This is a genomic window from Brevibacterium oceani, from assembly GCF_017948325.1.
Lineage (GTDB): Bacteria > Actinomycetota > Actinomycetes > Actinomycetales > Brevibacteriaceae > Brevibacterium > Brevibacterium oceani.
In genome coordinates this window covers 4,187,243-4,209,095 of the sequence record NZ_CP072846.1, presented here as the reverse complement: position 1 = coordinate 4,209,095, position 21,853 = coordinate 4,187,243, and the positions used below count along the sequence as shown (strand labels likewise).

Annotated in this window: 17 protein-coding genes; 10 read left to right on the top strand and 7 right to left on the bottom strand. The window is 65.9% G+C overall.

Features of this window, described 5'->3' with window-relative positions:
• The first annotated feature begins 134 nt into the window (after window positions 1-134).
• Together J9314_RS18615 and J9314_RS18610 are read left to right on the top strand one after the other, a co-directional pair.
• Entirely contained in the window at window positions 135-1,502 is a 1,368-nt protein-coding gene (locus tag J9314_RS18615) for an MFS transporter (RefSeq protein ID WP_246490509.1), read from the top strand.
• Window positions 1,503-1,534: 32 nt separating this feature from the next.
• Window positions 1,535-3,037, top strand: coding sequence for an FAD-binding oxidoreductase (locus J9314_RS18610; protein ID WP_210603757.1), 1,503 nt, complete (start codon window positions 1,535-1,537; stop codon window positions 3,035-3,037).
• 59 nt (window positions 3,038-3,096) lie between these two features.
• Here J9314_RS18610 and J9314_RS18605 read toward each other — a convergent pair whose 3' ends face one another.
• Both J9314_RS18605 and J9314_RS18600 read right to left on the bottom strand, forming a co-directional pair.
• On the bottom strand, window positions 3,097-3,669 hold the full coding sequence (locus J9314_RS18605) for an SAM-dependent methyltransferase (RefSeq protein ID WP_210603756.1): 573 nt from the start codon (window positions 3,667-3,669) through the stop codon (window positions 3,097-3,099).
• A gap of 98 nt (window positions 3,670-3,767) precedes the next feature.
• On the bottom strand, window positions 3,768-4,796 hold the full coding sequence (locus tag J9314_RS18600; protein WP_210603755.1) for a siderophore-interacting protein: 1,029 nt from the start codon (window positions 4,794-4,796) through the stop codon (window positions 3,768-3,770).
• 239 nt (window positions 4,797-5,035) lie between these two features.
• Here J9314_RS18600 and J9314_RS18595 point away from each other — a divergent pair, with 239 nt between their 5' ends.
• Window positions 5,036-6,001, top strand: a complete 966-nt coding sequence (locus J9314_RS18595) for an ABC transporter substrate-binding protein (protein ID WP_210603754.1) — start codon at window positions 5,036-5,038, stop codon at window positions 5,999-6,001.
• Here J9314_RS18595 and J9314_RS18590 read toward each other — a convergent pair.
• On the bottom strand, window positions 5,991-6,545 hold the full coding sequence (locus J9314_RS18590; RefSeq protein ID WP_210603753.1) for a TetR/AcrR family transcriptional regulator: 555 nt from the start codon (window positions 6,543-6,545) through the stop codon (window positions 5,991-5,993). The two genes, J9314_RS18595 and J9314_RS18590, sit on opposite strands and share 11 nt — an antisense overlap.
• Window positions 6,546-6,599: 54 nt before the next feature.
• Here J9314_RS18590 and J9314_RS18585 point away from each other — a divergent pair, with 54 nt between their 5' ends.
• Together J9314_RS18585 and J9314_RS18580 are read left to right on the top strand one after the other, a co-directional pair.
• A complete protein-coding gene (locus J9314_RS18585) occupies window positions 6,600-7,196 on the top strand; it encodes an SDR family oxidoreductase (RefSeq protein ID WP_210603752.1) in 597 nt (198 codons plus the stop codon).
• A 134-nt stretch (window positions 7,197-7,330) separates the two neighbouring features.
• Entirely contained in the window at window positions 7,331-8,131 is an 801-nt protein-coding gene (locus J9314_RS18580) for an SDR family NAD(P)-dependent oxidoreductase (protein WP_246490508.1), read from the top strand.
• A gap of 3 nt (window positions 8,132-8,134) precedes the next feature.
• Here the strand turns inward: J9314_RS18580 and J9314_RS18575 are convergent, their stop codons facing one another.
• Window positions 8,135-8,713 carry a TetR/AcrR family transcriptional regulator gene (locus J9314_RS18575; RefSeq protein WP_210603751.1) on the bottom strand — a complete coding sequence of 193 codons (579 nt, stop codon included), beginning with the start codon at window positions 8,711-8,713 and terminating at the stop codon, window positions 8,135-8,137.
• A 160-nt stretch (window positions 8,714-8,873) separates the two neighbouring features.
• On the opposite strand from J9314_RS18575, the gene J9314_RS18570 reads away from it, so the two are divergent.
• From J9314_RS18570 to dsdA, 3 genes are read left to right on the top strand one after another with little or no spacing between them, the layout of a single operon-like run.
• Window positions 8,874-10,691, top strand: a complete 1,818-nt coding sequence (locus tag J9314_RS18570) for a flavin-containing monooxygenase (protein ID WP_210603750.1) — start codon at window positions 8,874-8,876, stop codon at window positions 10,689-10,691.
• Complete coding sequence (locus tag J9314_RS18565; RefSeq protein WP_210603749.1) at window positions 10,691-11,827, top strand: SMP-30/gluconolactonase/LRE family protein; 1,137 nt, start codon at window positions 10,691-10,693, stop codon at window positions 11,825-11,827. Before J9314_RS18570 ends, J9314_RS18565 begins: the two co-directional genes overlap by 1 nt.
• 32 nt (window positions 11,828-11,859) lie before the next feature.
• Complete coding sequence (dsdA, locus tag J9314_RS18560) at window positions 11,860-13,215, top strand: D-serine ammonia-lyase (RefSeq protein WP_210603748.1); 1,356 nt, start codon at window positions 11,860-11,862, stop codon at window positions 13,213-13,215.
• A gap of 35 nt (window positions 13,216-13,250) precedes the next feature.
• On the opposite strand, the gene J9314_RS18555 is transcribed toward dsdA, so the two are convergent.
• A complete protein-coding gene (locus J9314_RS18555; protein WP_246490507.1) occupies window positions 13,251-16,724 on the bottom strand; it encodes a hypothetical protein in 3,474 nt (1,157 codons plus the stop codon).
• Window positions 16,725-16,904: 180 nt separating this feature from the next.
• Here J9314_RS18555 and J9314_RS19280 point away from each other — a divergent pair, with 180 nt between their 5' ends.
• Window positions 16,905-17,876, top strand: a complete 972-nt coding sequence (locus J9314_RS19280; protein ID WP_246490506.1) for a hypothetical protein — start codon at window positions 16,905-16,907, stop codon at window positions 17,874-17,876.
• An 85-nt stretch (window positions 17,877-17,961) separates the two neighbouring features.
• Here J9314_RS19280 and J9314_RS18545 read toward each other — a convergent pair whose 3' ends face one another.
• The gene (locus tag J9314_RS18545) at window positions 17,962-19,296 is read right to left on the bottom strand and encodes an APC family permease (protein ID WP_210603747.1); all 1,335 of its coding nucleotides are present in this window, start codon (window positions 19,294-19,296) and stop codon (window positions 17,962-17,964) included.
• 103 nt (window positions 19,297-19,399) lie between these two features.
• Window positions 19,400-20,323 carry a LysR family transcriptional regulator gene (locus J9314_RS18540; protein ID WP_210603746.1) on the bottom strand — a complete coding sequence of 308 codons (924 nt, stop codon included), beginning with the start codon at window positions 20,321-20,323 and terminating at the stop codon, window positions 19,400-19,402.
• 155 nt (window positions 20,324-20,478) lie between these two features.
• Here J9314_RS18540 and J9314_RS18535 point away from each other — a divergent pair, with 155 nt between their 5' ends.
• Window positions 20,479-21,831: an aromatic ring-hydroxylating oxygenase subunit alpha gene (locus J9314_RS18535; RefSeq protein WP_343207031.1), complete on the top strand. Its 1,353-nt coding sequence runs from the start codon at window positions 20,479-20,481 to the stop codon at window positions 21,829-21,831.
• The last annotated feature ends 22 nt before the right edge of the window (window positions 21,832-21,853 follow it).

Here is a 21,853-nt window from a genome sequence, read left to right as displayed (position 1 = left end):
AGGCCGTCCTTCCCTGTCCCGGTATTCGGCACCCCGGCCCCGAATGCTAGGCGGGAGGGCCCGGCTGACGTACTGTGTTGCCATAGCGTCGTCAGCGGCCATCACAGTGGCCCGGCCTGATCGAGGGAGATCACATGTCATCCGAGGTGAGCCCGTCAGTGAGCGGAGCGACTCCAGCCGATTCGGCGCTGGAGAAACGGACGATGCGCAAGGTCATCGTCCGGCTCATTCCGTTCATCATCGCGATGTACTTCATCAACTACCTCGACCGCACGAACCTCGGCATCGCCGGCCCGGGCGGGATGAACGAAGACCTCGCGATGAACGCGACCCAGTTCGGGTTCGCCGCCGGCATCTTCTTCTTCGGCTACCTCATTCTCGAAGTGCCCTCGAATCTTGCGCTGCATAGGTTCGGCGCTCGCATCTGGCTCGCCCGCATCCTCATCAGCTGGGGTGTCGTCGCGGCCGCGATGGCCTTCGTGCCCAATCACTACTGGCTCTACGCGCTGCGGTTCCTCCTCGGTGTCGCCGAGGCGGGATTCTTCCCGGGCGTCATCCTCTACCTCACGTACTGGTTCCCGACTTCGATGCGCGCTCGTGCCACCGCGCTGTTCATGCTCGCGATCCCGCTTTCGAGCGTGATCGGCTCACCGCTGTCGTCCTGGCTGATCTCGAGCGGCAATTCGGTGTTCGAGGCCTTCGCCGGCTGGCGGTTCATGTTCATCATCGAAGGTGTGCCGGCGATCCTGCTCGGCATCATGTGCATCGTCTACCTCACCGACCACCCACGCGATGCGAAGTGGCTGAGCGCCGACGAGCGCAACTGGCTGCAGGCGACGATGGATGCCGAGGAGAAGGACAAGGCCGAGACTTTCCACTACCCGGTCCGCCGCTCGCTGCTGCAGCCGCGCGTGTGGGCGCTGTCCTTCGTCTACTTCGGCATGGTCTACGGCCTCTACGCCATGAGCTTCTTCCTGCCGACGATCATCTCGGGCTTCCAGGAGACCTTCGGCGTCGAGTACTCGATCGTCGAGATCGGTGTCATCACGGCGATCCCCTACGTCTTCGGCGCGCTCGCCATGTACTTCTGGTCCCGTCACGGAGACCGGACGAACGAACGCGTGTGGCACGTGGCGATCCCGCTGTTCGTCGGTGGTGTGGCGATCCCGATCGCCCTCTACCTGTCTTCGCCGTTCACCACGATGATCGCCGTGACCATCACCTGCATGGCGATCTGTGCGGCACTGCCGACCTTCTGGCCCCTGCCGCAGACCTTCCTCGCCGGTGCCGGTGCCGCAGCGGGTCTCGCACTCATCAACTCGCTGGGCAATTCGGCCGGATTCTTCGCCCCCTACATCACCGGCTGGCTCGCCGACCTCACCGGAACGCAGAACGCCGGCATGTGGGTCGTCGGCGCCGCGATGGTCGCCGCCGGCATCGTCACCCTCATCCTCAAGGCCGCACCAACGCCCGATAACCTGGAGGCGACGCTACGGAAATGAGTCGGCGTCGACCCGGATTCGAGGAGGTCAGCATGAGCAGTGAGCAGACGATAACCGACGGTCACACAGGTGCGGGTGATCGGGCCGCCCCGACCGCCACCTCAGCTGCTGACCCGGCCGCGGACCCGACCGCCAGCTCAACCACGGCGCCACTCGACGATCTCGCCGCCCGACTGAGCGACGGCGCGCTGACGACGGACCCCGACGTCATCGACGCCCACGCCGGCGACGAAGCCCTGTTCTGCCCTCGCGAGGGCGCGATCGCCCTGGTCAGAGCCACCTCGGCGGAAGATGTGCAGGAGGTCATGCGCTTCGCCACCGAGCATTCCGTCCCCGTCGTCCCACAGGGCGCACGGTCGGGGATCTCGGGCGGGGCGAACGCCTCACCCGGGGCGATCCTGCTCAACGTGTCGAAGATGACCGAGGTCATCGACGTCGACCCGGCCGAACGCCTCGTCACCGTCCAACCCGGCATCATCAACCAGGACCTCAAGGACCACCTCGCCCCATACGGACTGTCCTACCCGCCCGATCCCGGGTCGGTGGCGCTGTCATCCATCGGCGGCAACATCGCCACGAACGCGGGCGGACTGTGCTGCGTCAAATACGGCGTCACCAGGGACTACGTTCGCTCGTTGAGGGTCGTCCTTGCCGACGGGGCCATCACCACTCTCGGCCCGCAGACGGCGAAGGGCGTGGCCGGACTCGACATGCGCCACCTGTTCATCGGCTCCGAGGGCACGCTGGGCATCGTCGTCGAGGCGACCCTGCGCCTCATCCCGAAACTTCCCGACCCGTTCACCGCGATCGCGACCTTTCCGAACGAGCGCAGCGGCCTGCAGACCGTGGCCGACTTCATGGCCGCAGGCGGGGTGCCCAGCCTGCTCGAATTCCTCGACGGCGCGAGCCTGCGGATGCTCAACGACTACGGCGACTTCGGCCTCGACGCCGAGGCCGGCGCCATGCTCATCATGCAGGTCGATGAGAAGCCGACCGATTCGGAGGCGGCGATGGAGTCCTTCGCCGAGGTGGCCCGAGCCTGCGGAGCCATCGACGTCGCGTACTCCGACGATCCGACCGACTCCGCGGCCCTCATCACCGCCCGCCGGATGATCCAACCGGCGTATGAGAAGTTCGCCAACGCTCATGGCGGAGGGCAGCTGCTCGATGATGTGTGCCTGCCGCGCACGGCAGTGCCCGAATTCTGCGACCGGCTGGCCGCGTTGCGGGAGTCCTCCGGGCTCGAGATCGCCCTCGTTGCGCACGCCGGAGACGGCAACATGCACCCCTCGGTGTTCTTCGACGCCGGCGATGCGTCGGAGACCGCGAAGGCCGAGGACGTCTTCGCGGAGATCATGCGCATCGGCATCGACCTCGGCGGAACGATCACCGGCGAGCACGGGGTCGGCTACCTCAAACGGGCCTGGCTGCCGAACGAACTCGACGAGGGTTCACGCCGCATCCAACTGGCCGTGAAGAACGCCCTCGACCCGTTGGGGATCCTCAACCCGGGAAAGATGCTCGCCGAGATCTGAGTTGGCCGGTGCCCGGGTCTGCCCGGAACGGGCGCGGGGCCGCGCCCGGCGTACCGCCCTCAGGGCTTAGCGACGATGAGGACGAGCGAGCCCTCGAAGCTCGGCTGGTTCCGCAGGTGTCCGAATCGTAAGTCCCAGGTGCCGTCGTCGAGGTCGCGGCGAAGATCCGTGTCGAAGCGCGCGACCGCCTCATCGGAGACGAAGCTCCACGCGGAATTCGCCTGTCTCGCGCCGGGATCGAGCAGCATCTCGGGTCGACCGAAATACGCTTCGGAGAACCCGTCGACGCAGTTCAGGGGGATCGGTAGCCGAGACACATCGACCGTGCCGCCGAGGCCGACAGCGATCCGCTCGATCGACGGATAGCGCCTCGCCTCGGTCGAGATCGCCTCGGGAGCGTAGTCGGTGAGCCAGAACCGCTCGAGCAGATCAGGGTCGCACGTCATGATGACGACCGGGCCGCATGCCACTCGCCGCAGTTCGGCCAAGCCTGCTTCAAGGTCCCTCCACTGGTGGACGGAGAACGTCGTCATTGCCGCAGCGAAGGCGGGTTCAGGCTGTCGGTAGTTCCTGTAGCCGTGTCCGATGACTCCGTAGTCGGCATCTCCGGCCGAGCCGTCGCGTCGCGTCATGACACCAGGCTAGGCCAAGCCGTCGGGCATAGGGGTCTCAACACTGCCGCATCGGTTCAACGCGGGGGTCGCCAACGGGGCAGTGGGTGAACTCAGGCTCAGCCCTCGGCCTTGCCCTGTCGCCAGTAGCCCATGAATGCGATCTGTTTGCGATCGACTCCGACCTCCTGGACGAGGTAGCGGCGCAGTCGCTTGACCGGTCCGGCCTCGCCGGCGATCCAGGCGTAGAACGGGCGGGCGTCCTTCTCGGTCTCGCTCGAACTGCCCTGGGCTGCCTGGGTCAGCGCGGCCGGGACATCCCAGAGGATCTCCTCGTCGATGTTGACGTCCTCGAGCTCGCGGGCCGGGGATTCCGCGGCAGTTGAACCCTCAGCGGACGCACCTTGGCCGGCCCCCACCTCGGCGAGGGCCTTCGACTCGGCCCGGACGACCTCACGCACGGCCGGTTCGAGCATCGCCCCGAACTCGGCATTGCCGCGCGGCAGCCACTCGATTTCGAAACCGGTCGGAGCGGGGAGGTCGATGATGTCTTCGGCGCGGGGGATCTCGAGAACGGCCTTGCCTCGTACAGCACTGTCCTTGATCGAGTCGAGGATCGAGGCGATCGCCGGCACCGCGGTCTCGTCGCCGGCGAGGAGGATCTGGTGGGCATCTCCGGGCGCGAATTCGATGCCGCCGTAGGGGCCGTCGAAGTCCCGGGCGGGTCCGATGATGTGGAGTGAGTGCCCGACCTCGGCGATCTCGGCCCACTGGGCGGCGGGACCCGAATGCCCGTGCTCATCGGTGTGGAGCACCATGTCGACGACGAGTTCGCGTTCGTCATCGCGCCATTCCCGCACGGTGTAGGTGCGCATCGCCCCGCGGACAGCCGGGTCGACCTGCAGCCAGGCCTGGTACCAGGAGACGCCGGCCTCCTCCTGTTCGGTGAGGAAGCCGAGGAGGTCGAACTCAGGTGCGGTCGCCCCGGCCGGAGGGATGATGAGTTTGATGCGCAGATCCCGCGGATGCGTCTTGGGGCCGAAGCCGGACAGTCCGGGACCGCCGAACGTGATGCGGCGGAACGAGGGGCTGAGGTCCTCGACGGCGATGACCGTGGCTTCGAAGCCGCCGATGGGTGCTCGTGACACAGTTTCTCCTTCACTACCCGAGGTCCTCGGGTTCGTCCCACGATCGACTCTGGATCGCAGGTGCAGCAGTCGGGGACGGCTGACCGTCCACCCCCACTCTACGCCAAAGTAGTAAGGCTAGCCTTTCCAAATAGTGTTAATGTGATCGCGAACCTGTTGAGATCGATCACATCCGAACTGCGATCGTCTCGATCGACAACCCTGTCACCAGCGACTTCACCACCACCGAAAGGCTCTCGATGCATCGCCGTTCGCTCCTCGCCCTGTCAGTTCTCGCTCCTTTCGCCCTCGTCGCCTGCGCCGACGAGAAGGGTGGGGATGCCGCGGCCACGGGATCGACACGGAACTTCTCCTACTCGCCCGAGGGTTATGACGGACTGACGATCGAACTCGACAAACCCGCCGAACGCATCGCCGCAGACTTCTACTCGGCGGCCGGGCTCGCTCAGTACGGCATTAAGCCGGTCGCGGTCTTCGGGTTCGGCCAGAACGAATCCCCGGGCAAGTCCTTCGACTCGGACGGCGTCGAGGTCGTCGGCACCGATATGGAGCTCGACCTCGAGAAGCTCGCCGTCGCCGAACCGGACATCATGGTCGCCTACGGCAATGAGAAGGGCGACGGGTGGACCTGGTGGGACGACAAGGTGAAGAACCAGGTCACCGACCTCGTGAAGTTCGTTCCCGTCAAACTCGCCCAACAGACTCCCGACCAGATGTTCGCCCAGTACGCGGCCATCGCGAAGGCGCTCGGCAAGGAGACCGAGACCGGCGAGATCGCTGAGAAGCGCCAGTCCTACGAGGACGCCCGCAAACGCGTGCGCGAGACCGCGAAGTCGAAGGGATCGCTCACCGTGCTCCTGGCGAACTTCAGCTCGGAGCTCAACTACACCTCGAAGAGCTCCGGGATCGCGGACATGCTCAGCGAGGACGGCATCACCCTCGTCGGCCCCGAGTCCAGCGATGACTCCAGCTGGGCGGAGGTCTCCTGGGAGAAGATGTCCGACTACCCCGCCGACGTCCTCCTTGTCCATGACGCATCCGCCGACTACGAAGACAACCCGGTGTACAAGAGCCTGCCCGCCGTCAAGGCCGGACAGCTGGGGACCTGGGACGATAAGCGCGCCTACACCTATGACGGCTACGCCGAATGGCTCGTCGAACTCGCCGACGTCATCGACGGCGCGAAGAAGATCGTCAAGGATTGACGTGATCCGCCGGCTCGGTGATTCCCCGCAGGATGACGTCGGTGAGTGCTGCGAATCGTGAAGTCGTGACCGGTTGTCGTGATAGGACGAGGAACACCAGTGAGCCGATCAGAGCATCGACGGCGACGGTGATGTCGGCATCATGGCGGACCTCCCCCGCTCTGACGCCGTCTTGCAATCGCCGGGTGAGGACGCTCCTTGCCGGCAGAGTGAATCTCTCCCACAGCCGCTCGCCGACTTCCTCGTTTCCCGCAGCGGCCGAGGCAAGCGCCCTGATGAGGGCGGAACCGCCCGGTTCGTCGACGCTCGAGGTGAACCACCCGACGAGAGTGCGGAGATCGGCGGCGAGGTCGTCGGTTGCTGTCGGCGCCCGTGCCTCCAGCGGAATCACACCGGACAGGACCGCCTCGGCGACGATCTCCGCTTTCGACGTCCACCATCGGTACACCGTCTGTTTGCCGACGCCCGCCGATGAGGCGATCTCACCTACCGATATCTGCTCGTAGCCATCGCTGATGAGCAGAGTCTTCGTGGCTTCCAGCACGGATCTGCGAAACGACTCGCCGGGAGGGCCGGTTCCCTCGGGTCTGTGGCGCACGTGGCCCACACCGCGGGCCTCTCGCCCGAACAGGTCGACGTCGCCGCCGTGCTCGACGTCGATCTGATCGGCGTCGCCAACAGTCTCGACGAGTTCGGAGCAGTGATCGCTCCCGGAGGGTCGGGAGTCGTCATCAGCAGCATGGCCGGATGGCTCGTCGCCGGGCGGATGACCGCGGAAGGGGAGACCGCCCTGGCGCTCACGCCCACCGCGGAACTCCTCTCACTGCCGATGATGCGGGGCCTCTCGGATTCGGGGGCCGCCTACGGCATCGCCAAACGTGCCAATCAGCTGCGTGTCAGCGCGGCGAGTCCGATCTGGGGTCGGCGAGGCGGCAGGATCAACAGCATCAGTCCCGGAGTGATCTCCACTCCGATGGGGCAGCAGGAGCTCAGCGGAGAGTCCGGTGAGGCGATGCGGGCGATGATCGACGGTTCCGGCACCGGCCGGATCGGCACTCCGTCCGATATCGCCGCTGCGGCGGCCTTCCTGCTCGGCCCCGAAGCGAGTTTCATCACCGGCGCGGACCTCCTCGTCGATGGCGGAGTGGTCGGCGGCGTCCGTGCGGGTTCCAGCGTGCCCGGGGACGAAAGCTGACGGAATTCGCCGGTCGACTCCGAATGGACCGTCCGGTCCGACGCGGAACCACCCAGCCAGACGCATGGACGCGCAGCCACGCGTCGGCCCACACATTCAGGCACTGCGCAACACCAGGAGGAAAGGAACACGAAATGACGAACAGCACAGCAGAACAGATGACAGCGACGCCGCAGAACTTCGAGGAAGGTGCGCAGCGTTTTGCCGGACAGACTGTCATCGTCACCGGAGCCGGTTCCGGCATCGGCCGCGCGACGGCGCTGCAGATCCTCGCCGAAGGGGGTCGCGTGATCGCCGTCGACATCTCCCATGACCGTCTCTCCGAGCTCGAGTCAATGCCTTCGGGGGAGAGGGTCGTCACCGTACGTGCAGATGTCACCGACGAACAGGATATCAAGGACGTCGTCGACTCCATCGGGGATTCGCCGATTGCGGGGCTGGCCAACATCGCCGGCATCACAGACGGTCATCGGCCGCTTCATGAGACAGACGACGAAATCTGGCAGAGAGTGATGGCAGTCAACGTCGATGGGCCCTTCCGGCTCACCCGCGCTGTCGTTTCGCGAATGCTCGCGGGCTCCGGAGGTGCCGTCGTCAACGTCGCATCCGAGGCCTCGCTGCGTGGGAACGCGGCGGGCACAGCCTATACCGTGTCCAAGCACGCGATCGTCGGACTGACCCGCAGCGCCGCGTTCCTGTACGGATCCGAAGGCATCCGTGTCAACGCTGTGGCGCCGGGGCCGGTCGCCACAGGTATCGAAGGTGCCTTCGCCTCAGAATACTCGCAGCAGCGCCTCGGGCCCTTCATGCGCATGATCCCGCCGATCGCTGGACCCGAGGCCATCTCGGCGTCGATCACCTGGCTGCTCAGTGCGGAATCGCGCAATGTCAACGGCGTCGTCCTGCCCTCGGACGGCGGTTGGTCGGTGCAGTAGAAGTCACTTCGGCGGTTCGGTGGTGAACAGCCCCCGATGGAGGATTGTGCGGACGCGATCGATTGAGGGGCCTGTGCGAGCCTGACGGTCCATGACGAGAACGGTCATCGCCATCGGGAGGGTGAGGAGCATGTCCGCGGCCGTCACCGACGGATGCAGCAGGCCCTCTCTGTGCGCTGCCTCGACGAGTGGTCCAAGGGCGGCGAGCGTTCGTTCGGAGAGCTCGCTCGTCGCTCGAGTGCTGACTCCATCTCGAGGGTCCCGCGAGATTATCTGAGCGAGCCAGGGTACTTCGAGCTGGACGTCGAGCAGGTAGTGGTAGAGCTGCACCGCCCCGTCGGGTACGTCGGCGAGGGAGGACGCGCGCTGCTCGATGTCAACCACATTGTCGCGCAGCACAGCAAGTGCCAGGTCTTCTCGGTTCGCGAAATGGCGGTGGAGGGTGGTGCGACTCACACCAGCCTCGCGAGCGATCTCATCGAGGGGGACTTCGGTGCCGCGTTCGGCGACGACGCGGCGGGCGGCGTCGAGCAGGAGGCCGCGGTTGCGGGCGGCATCGCGTCGATGGGGAACCTCGGTCATGGCTGCATGCTATCAGCGGTGACGGGCCGCAGCGCTGGACGGTGTGTGGGGCCGATCGGGTGGAAATCTCGGGCCCCAGCTTGCGTACGAAACGTACATATATGTACGGTTTGGATCGTCCGCACTGACCGTGCGGGCCTTCGGGGAAAGGCCCATTGCTATGACCGCTCCTTCGGGATTCACGGAGCTCCCCTTCGACCCCGACGCCTTGCGCGAGAAATACCGCGCAGAGCGCGATCGGAGGATTCGACCGGATGGCAGCTCCCAGTACCTGGCCGCTGCGGGAGAGTTCGGCTACTACGCCCACGATCCCTATACGCCGAGAGCGGAGCGGGGCCCTGTGGCCGATCGTGTCGAAGTGCTGGTGATCGGTGCCGGCTTCGGAGGGTTGGTCAGCGCGGCGCGTCTGCGAGAGTCCGGAGTCGAATCGATGCGGATCATGGATGAGGCCGGTGATGTCGGAGGCACCTGGTATTGGAACCGCTACCCAGGTATCCACTGTGACATCGAGTCATATGTCTACATGCCGCTGCTTGAGGAACTGGGCACAGTGCCCAGTAAGCGCTACGCTCCCGGCGAGGAGATTCGGCAGCACGCGATCGCGATTGCCGAGCACTACGACCTCTATCGTGATACCGCCTTCCACACCCGCGCTACCGAGATGCGTTGGGATGAGGACGTCGACGAATGGATCGTGAGCACTGACCGTGGTGACAGTATGCGCGCTCGCTACGTCATCGTCTCCTCCGGAACGCTGACTCAGCCCAAGCTGCCCGGCATACCGGGGATCGAGGACTTCGGTGGGCATACTTTCCACACCAGCCGATGGGATTACGGCTATACGGCCGGCGATGCTTCGGGCGGTCTTACGGGCCTGGCAGACAAGCGTGTGGGAGTCGTGGGCACCGGTGCCACTGGACTGCAGGTGATTCCGCACCTGGCCCGCGACGCTGAGCAGCTGTTCGTCTTCCAGAGGACTCCGTCGTCGGTCGACGTGCGCGACAACAGACCGACGGACCCCGAATGGGCGGCGAACCTGCGGCCGGGGTGGCAGCGTGAGCGGATGGAGAACTTCCTCTCCATCCTGTCCGGGGAGGAAGTGGATGAGGACCTCACCCAGGACGGTTGGACATCCACTGCGAGACTGCAGCGGAAGATGATCAGCGGTGCGGTGGATACGACTCTCGAACCGACGGAAAGGGAAAGACGGGACGAGCTCGCCGACTTCGCGAAGATGGAGCAGATCCGCGAGCGCGTCGATTCCGTCGTCGCCGACCCCACAACTGCCGCTGCGCTCAAACCTTGGTACAGGTATATGTGCAAGCGACCCGGCTTCAGCGACGAATACCTGCAGGCCTTCAATCGGCCCAATGTCACGCTCGTCGACACCGCGGACCACGGTGGGGTCACTCGCATGACTGTGAATTCGGTGGTCGTCGGCGACGATGATTACGAGGTCGACTGCGTCATCTTCGCCACCGGATTCGAGACCGGTGTCTCAGGCGTCATCTCGGGCACTCTTCCGGTGTATGGCCGTCACGGAGTCGAACTGCTCGATGCGTGGGCGCAGGGGCCGAGGACACTTCACGGATTCTACTCACACGGGTTCCCGAATCTCTTCCACCTGGGATCGCTGCAGAACGCGAACGCGGTCAACTTCGTCCACATCCTCACAGAACAGGCCCAACACATCACCGCTGTGATCGCGGCCGCCAGGCACGCGGGCGCTCGCCGCGTCGAACCGACCGCGGAGGCGGAGCAGGAATGGTGTGAGACCATCCGCGAGGTCGCTGCCGACAACTCTGCCTTCCTCGACGAATGCACGCCTGGTTACTACAACGGCGAAGGGGCAAGGACCGGGAAGTCGAACTCCTACGGTCCCGGGCCCATCGCCTTCCACCGGCTGCTGGCGCAGTGGAGGTCCGAGCGCCTCTCCGAGGTGCTCGTGTCGTGTGAAGTCGAAAGCACGGTGGCCTGATGTTCGACCGTGATGCCACCCCGGTTGCCGGTCCGTCGCGCTCGAGCGGCACTGAGGACGAGTCGACCATCCGGTCGGCGGCGCACTCGACGAGCCGTCGTGCGCGGTTCTCGCGTGGACGATCCTCTGGTCTGACCGGTGGCGTCCTCGTCTCCGTGGTGGCGCTGACGGCCTGTACCGCAGACTCCGGTGCAGGGCCTGCCGCAGAAGCCAAGCTCTCAGCCGTCGAGGAGATCACTGCGGAGAGAGTCCTCAAGGTCAGCGAGCCGCATGAGCAGACGGGCATGACTCTGTTGGAGGGGCCCACATTCGACGATGAGGGTAACCTGCTCCTCGTCGATGTGACGGCCCCGGCGCGGGGAGACAAGGTGATGCGCATCGATCTCGACTCCGACCGGGTGACGCGGTTCCATACCGATGACAAGAGCGCATTCACCTCAGCACAGTGGGGGCCGAACGATGACAGGCTCTATCTCACGGACTATGCCGGAGGGCGCATCATCTCCGTCGGATCCGATGGAGATGATGCGAGAACGGTCTTCGAAGGAGATGTCGAGGGGCGACAGATGCACCCGGACGACCTCGCCTTCGATTCCGATGGGAACCTCTTCGTCTCGGACTCTGCTGCGACCGCCTATCCGGATGCGGAACCCGCAGGCAGGGTCATTCGCATCGATGCCGACAGCTCCGAGGCCACCGTTCTGGCGAAGCGACAACCGAATCCCAACGGGATCTCACTCGGTCCCGACGATGATGAGCTCTGGGTCAGTCAGCTCGATGCCGACCGGATCGACCGACTCCTGCTCAACGATGACCATACGGCGGTGACCACGGGGCACACTGCGATCCACATCGACGGCGGCGCGGCTCAGACGGACTCCAACGGGATCGATGCCGAGGGTAATGTCTATCAGGCGATGCATGGCATCCCCGAGATCCGCGTACACAGTCGTCACGGCCAGCACCTGGCCACGGTCCGCATCCCCGACGGCGACGATGAACTCGAATCCGCGACGAACATCGCCATCAGACCGGGAACCGACGACGCCTACGTCACCGTCAGCGGGCCCGAAGGCGGCTTCGTCTACCGCTTCGATGCTTTGGGGGAGGGCACACGACAATCCAACGGAGGCTGAGCATCTGCGTCTGGCCCGGCTAACATCGGTGCATGAGCGAACTGCCTGACGAACTCAGCACCGACGAGATCATCCGATCCCTGGCAACGGGCCGTCCGACCATATGGGTTCGGTCCAGCCCCACCGAGGCGGCCCTGCCCGATCTCGCCGACGTCATGGACTCCGCGGCGGCCCGGTTCGACCGCTTCGCCCCCTGGTTCGCCGAGACCTTCCCGGAAACGGCAACGGTCCCGGCCGAGCTCGCATCGGCATTCCCCGAGGCCCGCGGCGGAATGATCGAATCGGCCCTGATTCCGGCACCTGCGGCGCAGCATCGCCTCGACGGTCTGTTCGGATCCGAGCTGGGCGGACGGCTGTGGCTCAAACGCGACGACTCCCTGCCGGTGAGCGGGTCGATCAAGGCCCGCGGCGGCTTCCACGAGGTGCTCGAATTCGCCGAGGCGGTCGCCGCCGACCACGGACTCGACGCTCTTGATCCCGCCACCTATTCGACTCGTGAGTTTCGTGAGATCGCCGCGAACAACCGCATCGTCGTGGGCTCGACCGGCAATCTCGGACTGTCGATCGGGATTCTGAGCGCTCGCCTCGGCTTCGCCGCCTCGGTGCATATGTCAGCCGACGCTCGGGAATGGAAGAAGACGATGCTGCGCGACCACGGAGTCGACGTCATCGAACATGCCGGCGACTTCGTCGAAGCCGTCGAGGCCGGCCGTGCATCGGCCGAGGCCTCCGAGAACACGCACTTCGTCGACGACGAGGACTCGGTGAGCCTCTTCGCCGGATATTCGGTGGCTGCCCTGCGGCTGGAGCGTCAGTTCGCGGCCGCCGGAGTGGCCATCGACGAGCAGAATCCGCTCACCGTCTATCTGCCGTGCGGAATCGGAGGCGGACCCGGGGGAGTGACCTTCGGGCTCAGACGCGTCTTCGGCGCTGCGGTGCGCTGCGTCTTCGTCGAACCGAGCCAGGCGCCCGCGATGTTCCTCGGAGTGCGCACCGGTCGGCACAGCGGCATCTCCGTCCAGGACATCGGGCTGTCCGGAGCCACCGCTGCCGACGGGCTCGCAGTCGCCCGACCATCACGCTTCATCGGACCGACGATCGGGCCGCTCATCTCCGGTTTCGCCGCGGTCCCCGACGAGGTCATCCGCGCGGGAGTCGGGGTGCTCCATAAAACCGAAGGCATCGATGTCGAACCCTCCGCGACCGCCGGGCTGACCATTCCGTGGCGGATGGGCGACGTGGCGGCTCAGTCCGCGACCGGGGTCCACCTGGTATGGCTCACCGGTGGGGCGATGGTCCCCGCCGACGAGCGCGCAGCCTACGTCGACGAAGGACTGGGGCTCGTCGAACGGATCAGCAGCCCCGCCTCGGCGATCTTCGTCGACTGAACGGCGTGCCCCGGGCCGGGCTCACGCTGCCTCGGTCACCAGTCCCAGGGATCATCGCTGACGGTGATGACGACCTTGCCGTCGACGATCTCGGCCGTGCCGTTGAGGTCGAAGGTCACGGTGTCATCGAAGGGCTCGTCATCGTCGAAGCCGTCGTAGCTGCCGGTCACGAGCGCCTCACCCGAGGAATCCGAAGAGATCAGCCATGCCGGCCCGCCGTTGGGGCCGGTCGCATCCGCCGGGTCCGAATAGCCGTCGGAGCCGGCCGTGTCATCGGCGACGGTCACCGTCGGATACGACGAGATCGACCATTTCAGGCCGGTGGCATCGTAGCTGTCGGCAAGGGACGAGCCGAACGGACATCCGTCGGGCTGGGCGACCGTCTTCTTCGCGCAGCTGTCGATGAGTGTCTTGACCTGCTTGTCGACCTCAGTGCGGAAGGCGTCGGAGGGCTGGGCGGAAAGCCGCGGCACGTCCTCGCCCTCAGCATCGGAGTCAGCGTCATCACCGAGGAAGGCGCGCACCTCGACGGGATCGGCGGTGATGAGGTCGGACTTCTCGGCCAGACCGATCGTGTAGAGGCCGGGGAAGGCCGGCAGTGCCAGGGCCGAACCGTCGGTGTCGACGTCGATCCCATTGACCTTGACCTTCTGCAGGCCGGGGGTGTCGACGGCGAGGGTGAGCAGTTCGGGGCTTTCGAGTGCCCAGTCGTCGAAGAACAGCGCCTTCTTGCCGGCCTTGTGCAGGGTCAGCGTGCTGTTGCCCTTGGAGCCGCCGACATCGTAGGTGACTTCGACCGTGGCCGTGTCGCCGGAGATGTCGGCATCGCCGACGGTGACATCGCCGGGCAGAGCCTTGGCCCCGCCGAGGATGTCGTTCGTCAGCAGGGTCCGTGACTCCTGCGGGACATCGACGTCGGCGACCTTGAGCGCACCCTCCGCGTCGCCGTCGGAGAGCTCCGAGAAGTACTTCTCCGCTGTCGCCTCGGGCCCGAACATGTGACCGTTGACCTGGGTGACGACGATGAGCGCAGCCACGAGGAGGAGGACCGCGCCGCCGGCGACGACGGAGACGAGCGTCGCCTTCCTCTTGTCGAAGGGCTTCGCAGGAGCTGCACCATAAGGCTGAGTCCCGTCGGCGGAACCGAACCCTGCTGGCGACGAACCGAACGCTCCCGGTGACGCGGCGTACGCCTGCTGGCCCGATGCAGACCCGTAGGGCTGTGCGCCTGCGGGAGTCCCATTGTGAGCCTGACCCGCTGGAGTCCCCTGGGGCGGCTGACTGGGCGGTGACGGGTAGGGCTGCTGGCCCGCACCGGGCTGGGAGCCGTAGGCAGGAGTCGACCCGGGTGGTGGCGCCATCGGCGGTGCCGTCGGCACAGCCGCCCTGGCGAGATCGGGATGGACGAATGCGAAGCGCGGCTCGCTCATGCCCAGGTGGGGACCCCAGTGCGGGTGCACGGCACGGCCGGCGGCGATCCGTGCGATCGCCGGGAAGGTGAGCACGAGCCGGGGGCCGAGCGTGCGCGAGAGGACCTCGATGACTCCGCCCCACACGGCGAAGATGAGGAACGTCCACGCGAGCGGACCGATGCCCGCACGGGCCGCACCGGAACCGCCGAAGAACATGGCCGCCTCGGCGGATCCGGACATCGACATCCGCATCGGAATCGCCAGCAGCGACAGCAGTCCCCATACGAGGCAGAACGCCAGGGGCAGTTTCCACGCGCTCGCCCACTGTTGCTTGTCCGCCTCGACGACGGTCCACGAGGGACGTCGGACGACGGTGGCGACGAAGGTCGAGATCAGCACCGTCACGACCACCACGAGCAGACCCAGCCAGAGCTGGCCGGGGGCATCACGGCTGAAGATCGTGAAGTTCTCCGAAAAGCTGTCCGAATAGAAGCCGAGGTCACCCTGCGCTGTGGCACTGATCCCGCCGAGGTGGGTCAGCGATGTGAGGATGAGCCCCATGTTGACGAAGGTCAGCGGCACCAGCTGTCCCGGCATATCGACCGAGAACGGGAGCACGAAGAGCGCGACGACGGAGAACAGGCCGACGGTGACGACGAGGTGGACCCAGGTGACCAGCAGCGGCGGCACGGCCCAGCGCAGGAACGGAGCGCCGATGGCTTCGGTGCCCTTGAAATGGCCGGCGACACGGCCGGCGATGCTCGTGATGAGAATGGCGAGAAGGGGCAGGAAGAACGACCTAGCGGTGATCGCCGAGAACGAGAAGGTCAGAGTGCCGTCGCTTTCGAAGCTCGAGAAGCGGGCGGCGAAGATCAGCTGCAGAAGGAAGAGCACGAGGGTCATCGTCAGCGTCGAGACCGCGATTCGGATCCACGTGGCGACTCGGTTCGGTGACGGTGCTCTCCGTTCGCTGAGTTTCGTCATCCACCACAGCAGGCCGATGACGAGGATGGTGAGCACCAGCGGGGCCCCGGACATGAAGATGTTCAGCTTCGCATCGAAGGTGTCAGGAGCGTGGATGTCCAACCGCAGCACCGCGGACCCGAAGAGGGACAGGGCGAGGAGGATGAACGGCATGGCATAGCTGAGTCCGTCGAGGTCGAACCCGACGTCCTCCGACATGGACGAGAAGTCCTGCATCGACGCAAGGATCACCGTGAGGATGATCGCGGAGACGATCCCGCCGAGGAGGGCGATCCCCGGTGGGATGAGCGCGGTGCGCCAGGTGGCACCCTTCGCCAGCGCCGAGGTGAACCGTGACGTCGTGGAATTCCCCGGCTGTCCCGGCCCGGCTGGGTAGGGCACCGGCCCCGAGGCCTGAGGATGGGGTGCCATTCCGGGGGCGAACGGCCCCGAGTCCTGCGGAAAGGGTTCCGAGCCCTGCTGATAGGGGCCTGAGGTTTGAGGGAAAGGCCCCGAACCCTGTGCGTACGAGCTCTGTCCGTAGGGATCGGTTCCGTGTGCATACCCGGCAGTGCCCTGGACGTAGGGATCGGTTCCGTGTGCATACCCGGCAGTGCCCTGGACGTAGGGATCAGTGCTCGGAGAATAGGTCCCCGCTCCGGACGGGTTCGGAGCTGACTGAGGAGGAGCCGGTGCAGAGTAGTCGACCGAGGGCGTCGCTGCGGAACCGCCGGACTGGCCCTCGGCCGGTGGAGCCCACCGAGCAGTCTCCTCGGTCGGATCGGCTTCGGGGTCGTCGGCGGCTTCGGGATTCGCCTCGGGGTCGGCAACGGCGTCTGGCTCGTCGGCGACCTCGGACCTCTCGGCGGTCACCGTTTCGTCGGCGGTCTCGGTGACGGCACTCTCCGTCGTCGCCGAATCACCCTGTTCGGTCGAGCGGTCCGTATTCGCCGAACCACCGGGTTTCTTCGACTTGCCCGATTTCGTCGAAGCGTCCTTCTTCGAGTCCTTCGATTTCGAAGGCTGAGTGGACTTCTTCGAGCTGTCCGCCGTGTTGTCGGCGGGCCGCTTCTCATCTGGGCTCTTCGGGCTCGACGGTGTTTCGGGAGTGGTCTCGTCGGAAGGGTCGGTCATGCTCAGTCCTCAAGTGCCGTTGCCGGAAGTTTCCGAATAGTAATTTAAATCGTTCAACTATCGGAACGCTGCAGGTCATATGTAGTACCCAACTTATATTAGGCTGTAAAAGCAGAGGAAGTTATTTTCACGACTTACTCTGAGACAAAGCGTGAGCGACTGAACGATCTGGAGTTGCCGATGAGTGCGAACCCTCCCGGACGCGGAGATGAGAACGAGTGGGACGTCAACGACCGGTCGGGCAGCCAATGGTCGTCGCAACCCGCCCCGCAGTCGAACAACGGGTGGGGCGCGCCGCAGCCGGGACCGCAGCCGCCCCACCAGCAAAGCGGGCCTGCCCAGCCGCAGTCGCGCCCCTACGTCCAGGCACCCCATTCGCAGAGCGGACAGCCGAACCAACGACCGATCCAGCAGGCATACAACCAGGGTGCTCAGCCCTACCCGCAGGGTCAGCAGTCATACTCCCAGGGTCAGCCGCACTACCCGCAGACCGGACCGCAGTTTCAGCAGGGTCAGTACCCCTACCAGCAGCAGGCAAGCCCCGCGCCGAAGAAGCGCGGCGGGCTGATCGCGCTGTTCGCCGTGGTCGTCATCGTCCTCGGCGTCGGCATCGGGTGGGGAGCCGCGAACCTGTTCCCCCGGGACTCCGATGACAACGCCGCTGTCGCCCCGACCGACGAACCGACCGGTGAACAGACCGGCGCCGGTGACGAATCGGCCGCGGCGAGCGAGGACCCTGAACCCACCGAGACGGAGTCGAAGCTTCCCGACGACCCGAAGGAGGCGCTCAAGCAGCTCGCCGCGACCGACGGCAAGGCGGTCACCGACGACCTCGACGGGAAATGGGTGCCGCAGCTGAGTTCGAAGAAGGTCGGCCTCGAGGCCGAGGGCAAGACGTGGAAAGAGCAGGACATCCTCGACGAGCACGAAAAGCTGCGCGAGGAATACCCGCGAGTCAGGCTCGTCTGGTCCGGTGACTTCAGCAGCTTCAGGGAGAGCAACTTCTGGGTCACCGTCGTCGGCATCGGCTACAGCGATCCCGAGGACGCCCTGTCCTGGTGCTCATCGCACGGTCTCGGACCCGACAGCTGCTACGCCAAACAGCTCAACACCTCGGGCGGCGATGAGGGCACGACCCGCCTGCAGGACTGAGAATCACCCTCGCCGAGGCGGCCCAACGGCATGGTGATTCGCTCGCCCGCCGGGATTTGTCAGTGTGCCCCCGTCGCCGAGGGCCTCACGCCTGAACTCCGCGCCGGTTCTCCAGCAGGTACACCCCGATGCCGATGACGAACCAGACCGCTCCGATGATCAGTGCCAGGGGATTGGCACTGACGAGGACCGCGATGAGGAGTCCGGCTCCGATGACGGGGACCACCCCGTGGTTGAACCAGCTCGGTGCTTCGCTTCCCTGCTTCTTGATGAGGAAGTAGCCGACGACGGAGGCCTGAAGGAAGATGAACGCCGTGAGCGCCCCGACGTTGACGATCGAGGTCAGCTGGTCGAGGCCATCGGCCCGGGTCGCAGCCCACCCGGCCACGATGACGTTCCCGCCAGCGGCCACGAGGATCCCCTTCCAGGGCACACCGGTCTTTGGAGCCACCTCGGCGAGGAAGGACGGGACCTGCCGGGACCGCCCCATGTCCATGAGGATGCGGGAGCCCGCGGCCTGCCCGATCATCGCGGAGAACGCCGCGCCGACGGCCTTGGCCAAGGCGAGCAGCCAGTGCAGCCACGAACCCAGCGTCGAATCGACGGCGCTGTAGTAGGCGGCGCCCTCGAGGGAGGGGTCGGCCTGCAGCTCGGCCGGGGACAGCGGCGAGAGCAGGCTGCCCACCCACGTCTGGGCGACGAAGAACAGGCCGGCGAGGACGAGGCAGATGAGCGTTGCTCGGCCGACGATTCTGGGACCGCCTTTGGCCTCCTCGGAGAACGTCGCGAGCGAATCGAAGCCGAGATACGACAGCACCGCCACGGACACGGCCGCGAGCACTGCGGTCACGGAGAACGCATCGACCCCGGTCAGCGGGGTCAGCCAATCGCGGGTCGGCCCGTGCTGGGAGAGGTAGACGATGCCGAGGATGAGGACGAGGGCGAGGACGGCCACCTCGGCGAGGACGACTCCGGTGATCACCCGGGAGGCGACCTTGACCCCGGCGAGGTTGAGCCCGGTGGTGAGGACGACGGCCACAGCCACGAACGCCCATACAGGGATGGTCGGGAAGATCGAGTTGAGCGCGATTCCGGTGAAGAGATACGCGACGGAGGGGATGAAGAGGTAGTCGAGCAGGATCATCCAGCCGGCCACGAACCCGGCTGGCTTCCCGATGCCCGCCGAGGCGTAGGCGAAGACGGTGCCGGCGCGCGGGACCTCACGTGACATGCGCATATAGCTGACCGCGGTGAAGGCCATAACGATCGTGGCGACGATGTAGACGAGCGCTACCGTGCCGCCCGAACGGGCGTCGAGGGTGCCGAAGACGCCGACCGCGGCCGCCGGTCCGATGAAGACGAGTCCGAAGAAGACGAGCTCGGTGAGCCCGATCGTCCGCCGCAGTGTCCCTGTTTCCATGATTCTCCTCGTGTCCGGTCCGCCAGCACAGTATGTCACTCCGGTCGGGTGGCCCCTGGCTGGGGCCGTCGCCGGACCGACCCTGCTCCTGCCTGCCCGGCACTCACTCCGGTTGGGCGAGTTCGGTGGAGACCGATTCGAGGACCTTCAGCGCCGAGGCGATGATCGGCTGCGATCCCGAGCCGCTGCGGATGCCGGTGAGGATCTTCCGCGAAGGCACCGGATCCCCGCGCAGCGGCACCCGGACGACGTCGAAGCCGTCAGGCAGCCTGGCCAGGCGGGGGATGAGCGCGACGCCGAGCCCCGCCGAGACCAGTGCTGCTCCCGTCTCCCATTCGCGTGACTGGTGGGCCTGCTCGGGTTGGAATCCGGCGGCCGCGCAGGCCGTACGCACCAACCGGTGATACGGCGAGCCGGCCCGGTCGAGGATCCACGACTCCTCGGCGGCCTCGCTCAGAGTCACCGCCGATCGTCCGGCCAGTCGGTGACCGGCGGGAACGAGCAGATCGAGCCGGTCCGAGAAGAGCGCGGTCTGTTCGAAGCGGGTGTCACCGCGCGGCGGCAGCGGGTCGGTGGCCACGACGACGGCGACATCGGCGTGCTCGGCCACGAGCAGGTCGAAGCACTCCTCGGGTTCGGCCTCGAGGATGGTGACGTCTGCACCGGGGAAGAGCTCCTTCACGGCGCGCGCCGTCGGCGGCAGCAGTGTGGCCGCGGCGGTGGAGAACCCGCACAGACGCAGTCGACGACTGCGGATGTCGGACCCGGAATCGAGGCCGTCGAGCTCCCCGCGGATCTCCTCCCACCGAGTGAACAGCTCCTGCGACCGCTCGAGGAGGACTTCGCCTGCCCGGGTGAGAATGAGGCCCCGGCCGCGCGGTTCGACGATGCGCACGCCGAGGTCCTTCGACAGGGATTTCAGCTGGTGCGATACGGCCGACGGTGTGTACCCGAGACGGTGCGCCGCCGCGGTCAGGGTACCGACCTCGGCGAGGACGCGGAGGACATGGAGACGCGGATCGATCATGCAACAGTATTGCACGATTCGGATGAAGAATATTCGCTTTTCTTCAGCAGCCGTCTCGCGGACACTGGGGGCAAGGAGCACAGACTCCGTGGCCGCAGCCGGCACAGGGGCCGGCGGGGGAGGCGGCCGACGATCACGACGAGGTGGTGGACGAATTGACTCTGGCACCAGAGCAGAAGCGGACCGATTTCAGCGCGGACAGCCATGACGCGGCCGCCGGATCCGGCGGGCACGGGCGCACCGACATCGACCGACTCATCGACGAACGCGTGCCGGGATACTCGCTTCCGGCGCCGTTCTACATCAGCCCGGAATTCTTCGCCCGTGACCTCGAGGCGATCTTCGCCTCGACGTGGATCTTCGTCGCCTCGACGGCCGAGGTGCCCGAGGCCGGTGACTATCTCACGATCGATGTCGGCACCTATTCGATCATCGTCATCCGCGACGACGATGACGAGATCCGGGCTCATCACAACGTCTGCCGCCACAGGGGCACTCGACTGCTCAACGACCTGTCCGGATCTGTGGGCAACATCGTCTGCGGCTACCATCAATGGACCTACACCCCAGCCGGCGACCTCATCTCCGCGGGCGTCCAGGCCCCCGGCTTCGACCGGAGCTGCTTCTCCCTGCGCTCGGTCAACGTCCGTGTCATCGGCGGACTCATCTTCATCTGCCTCAGCCCCACCCCGCCGGATGACATCGACGAGGTGGCCGATGTCATCGAGCCCTACCTGACCGGGCACGACATCGCCGGGACGAAGGTGGCGGCGCAGGTCGACCTCATCGAGGACTCGAACTGGAAGCTCGTGATGGAGAACAACCGCGAGTGCTACCACTGCGAAGCCGGGCATCCGGAGCTGACCTGCACATTCTTCCCCACCTACGGGTACGCACCCGAGGAGATCCCCAAACGGCTGCAGCCGGTCTACCAGCGGTATCTCGACGCCGAGGCGCAGCTGCACGCCGACTGCGACCGCAACGGCCTGCCCTACGCACTCGTCGAGGAACTCAGCGGACGGCCGACGGGATTCCGCATCGAACGGGCAGCACTCGACGGGAAGGGCGAGTCGTACACGATGGACGGATCGGCCGCCTCGGCGAAGCTGTTGGGCAACCTCGACACCTTCGTCCTGGGCCGGGCCTCGCTGCATGTGCAGCCGAACATGTGGTTCCACGCGATGGGCGACCACGTGGTGACGTTCAGCCTGCTGCCGCTGGCCGAGGACAAGACGCTCGTGCGCACGACCTGGCTCGTCCGGGCCGATGCGGAAGAAGGCATCGACTACGACCTCGACGACCTCACAAAGGTGTGGATCAAGACGAACGAACAGGATGCGGCCTTCTGCGAACGCGGGCATCTGGGAATCGCGTCGCCGGCGTACGTGCCGGGTCCCTATGCACCGACCGAATCACAGGTCGATGACTTCGTCACCTGGTACATCGAACGGCTGAGGGCGCACCGGGAGCAGCGGACTGTGCAGTTGGAAGGAGTTGAGAGGCGATGAGGTACCGCCATTCGACGTTCGC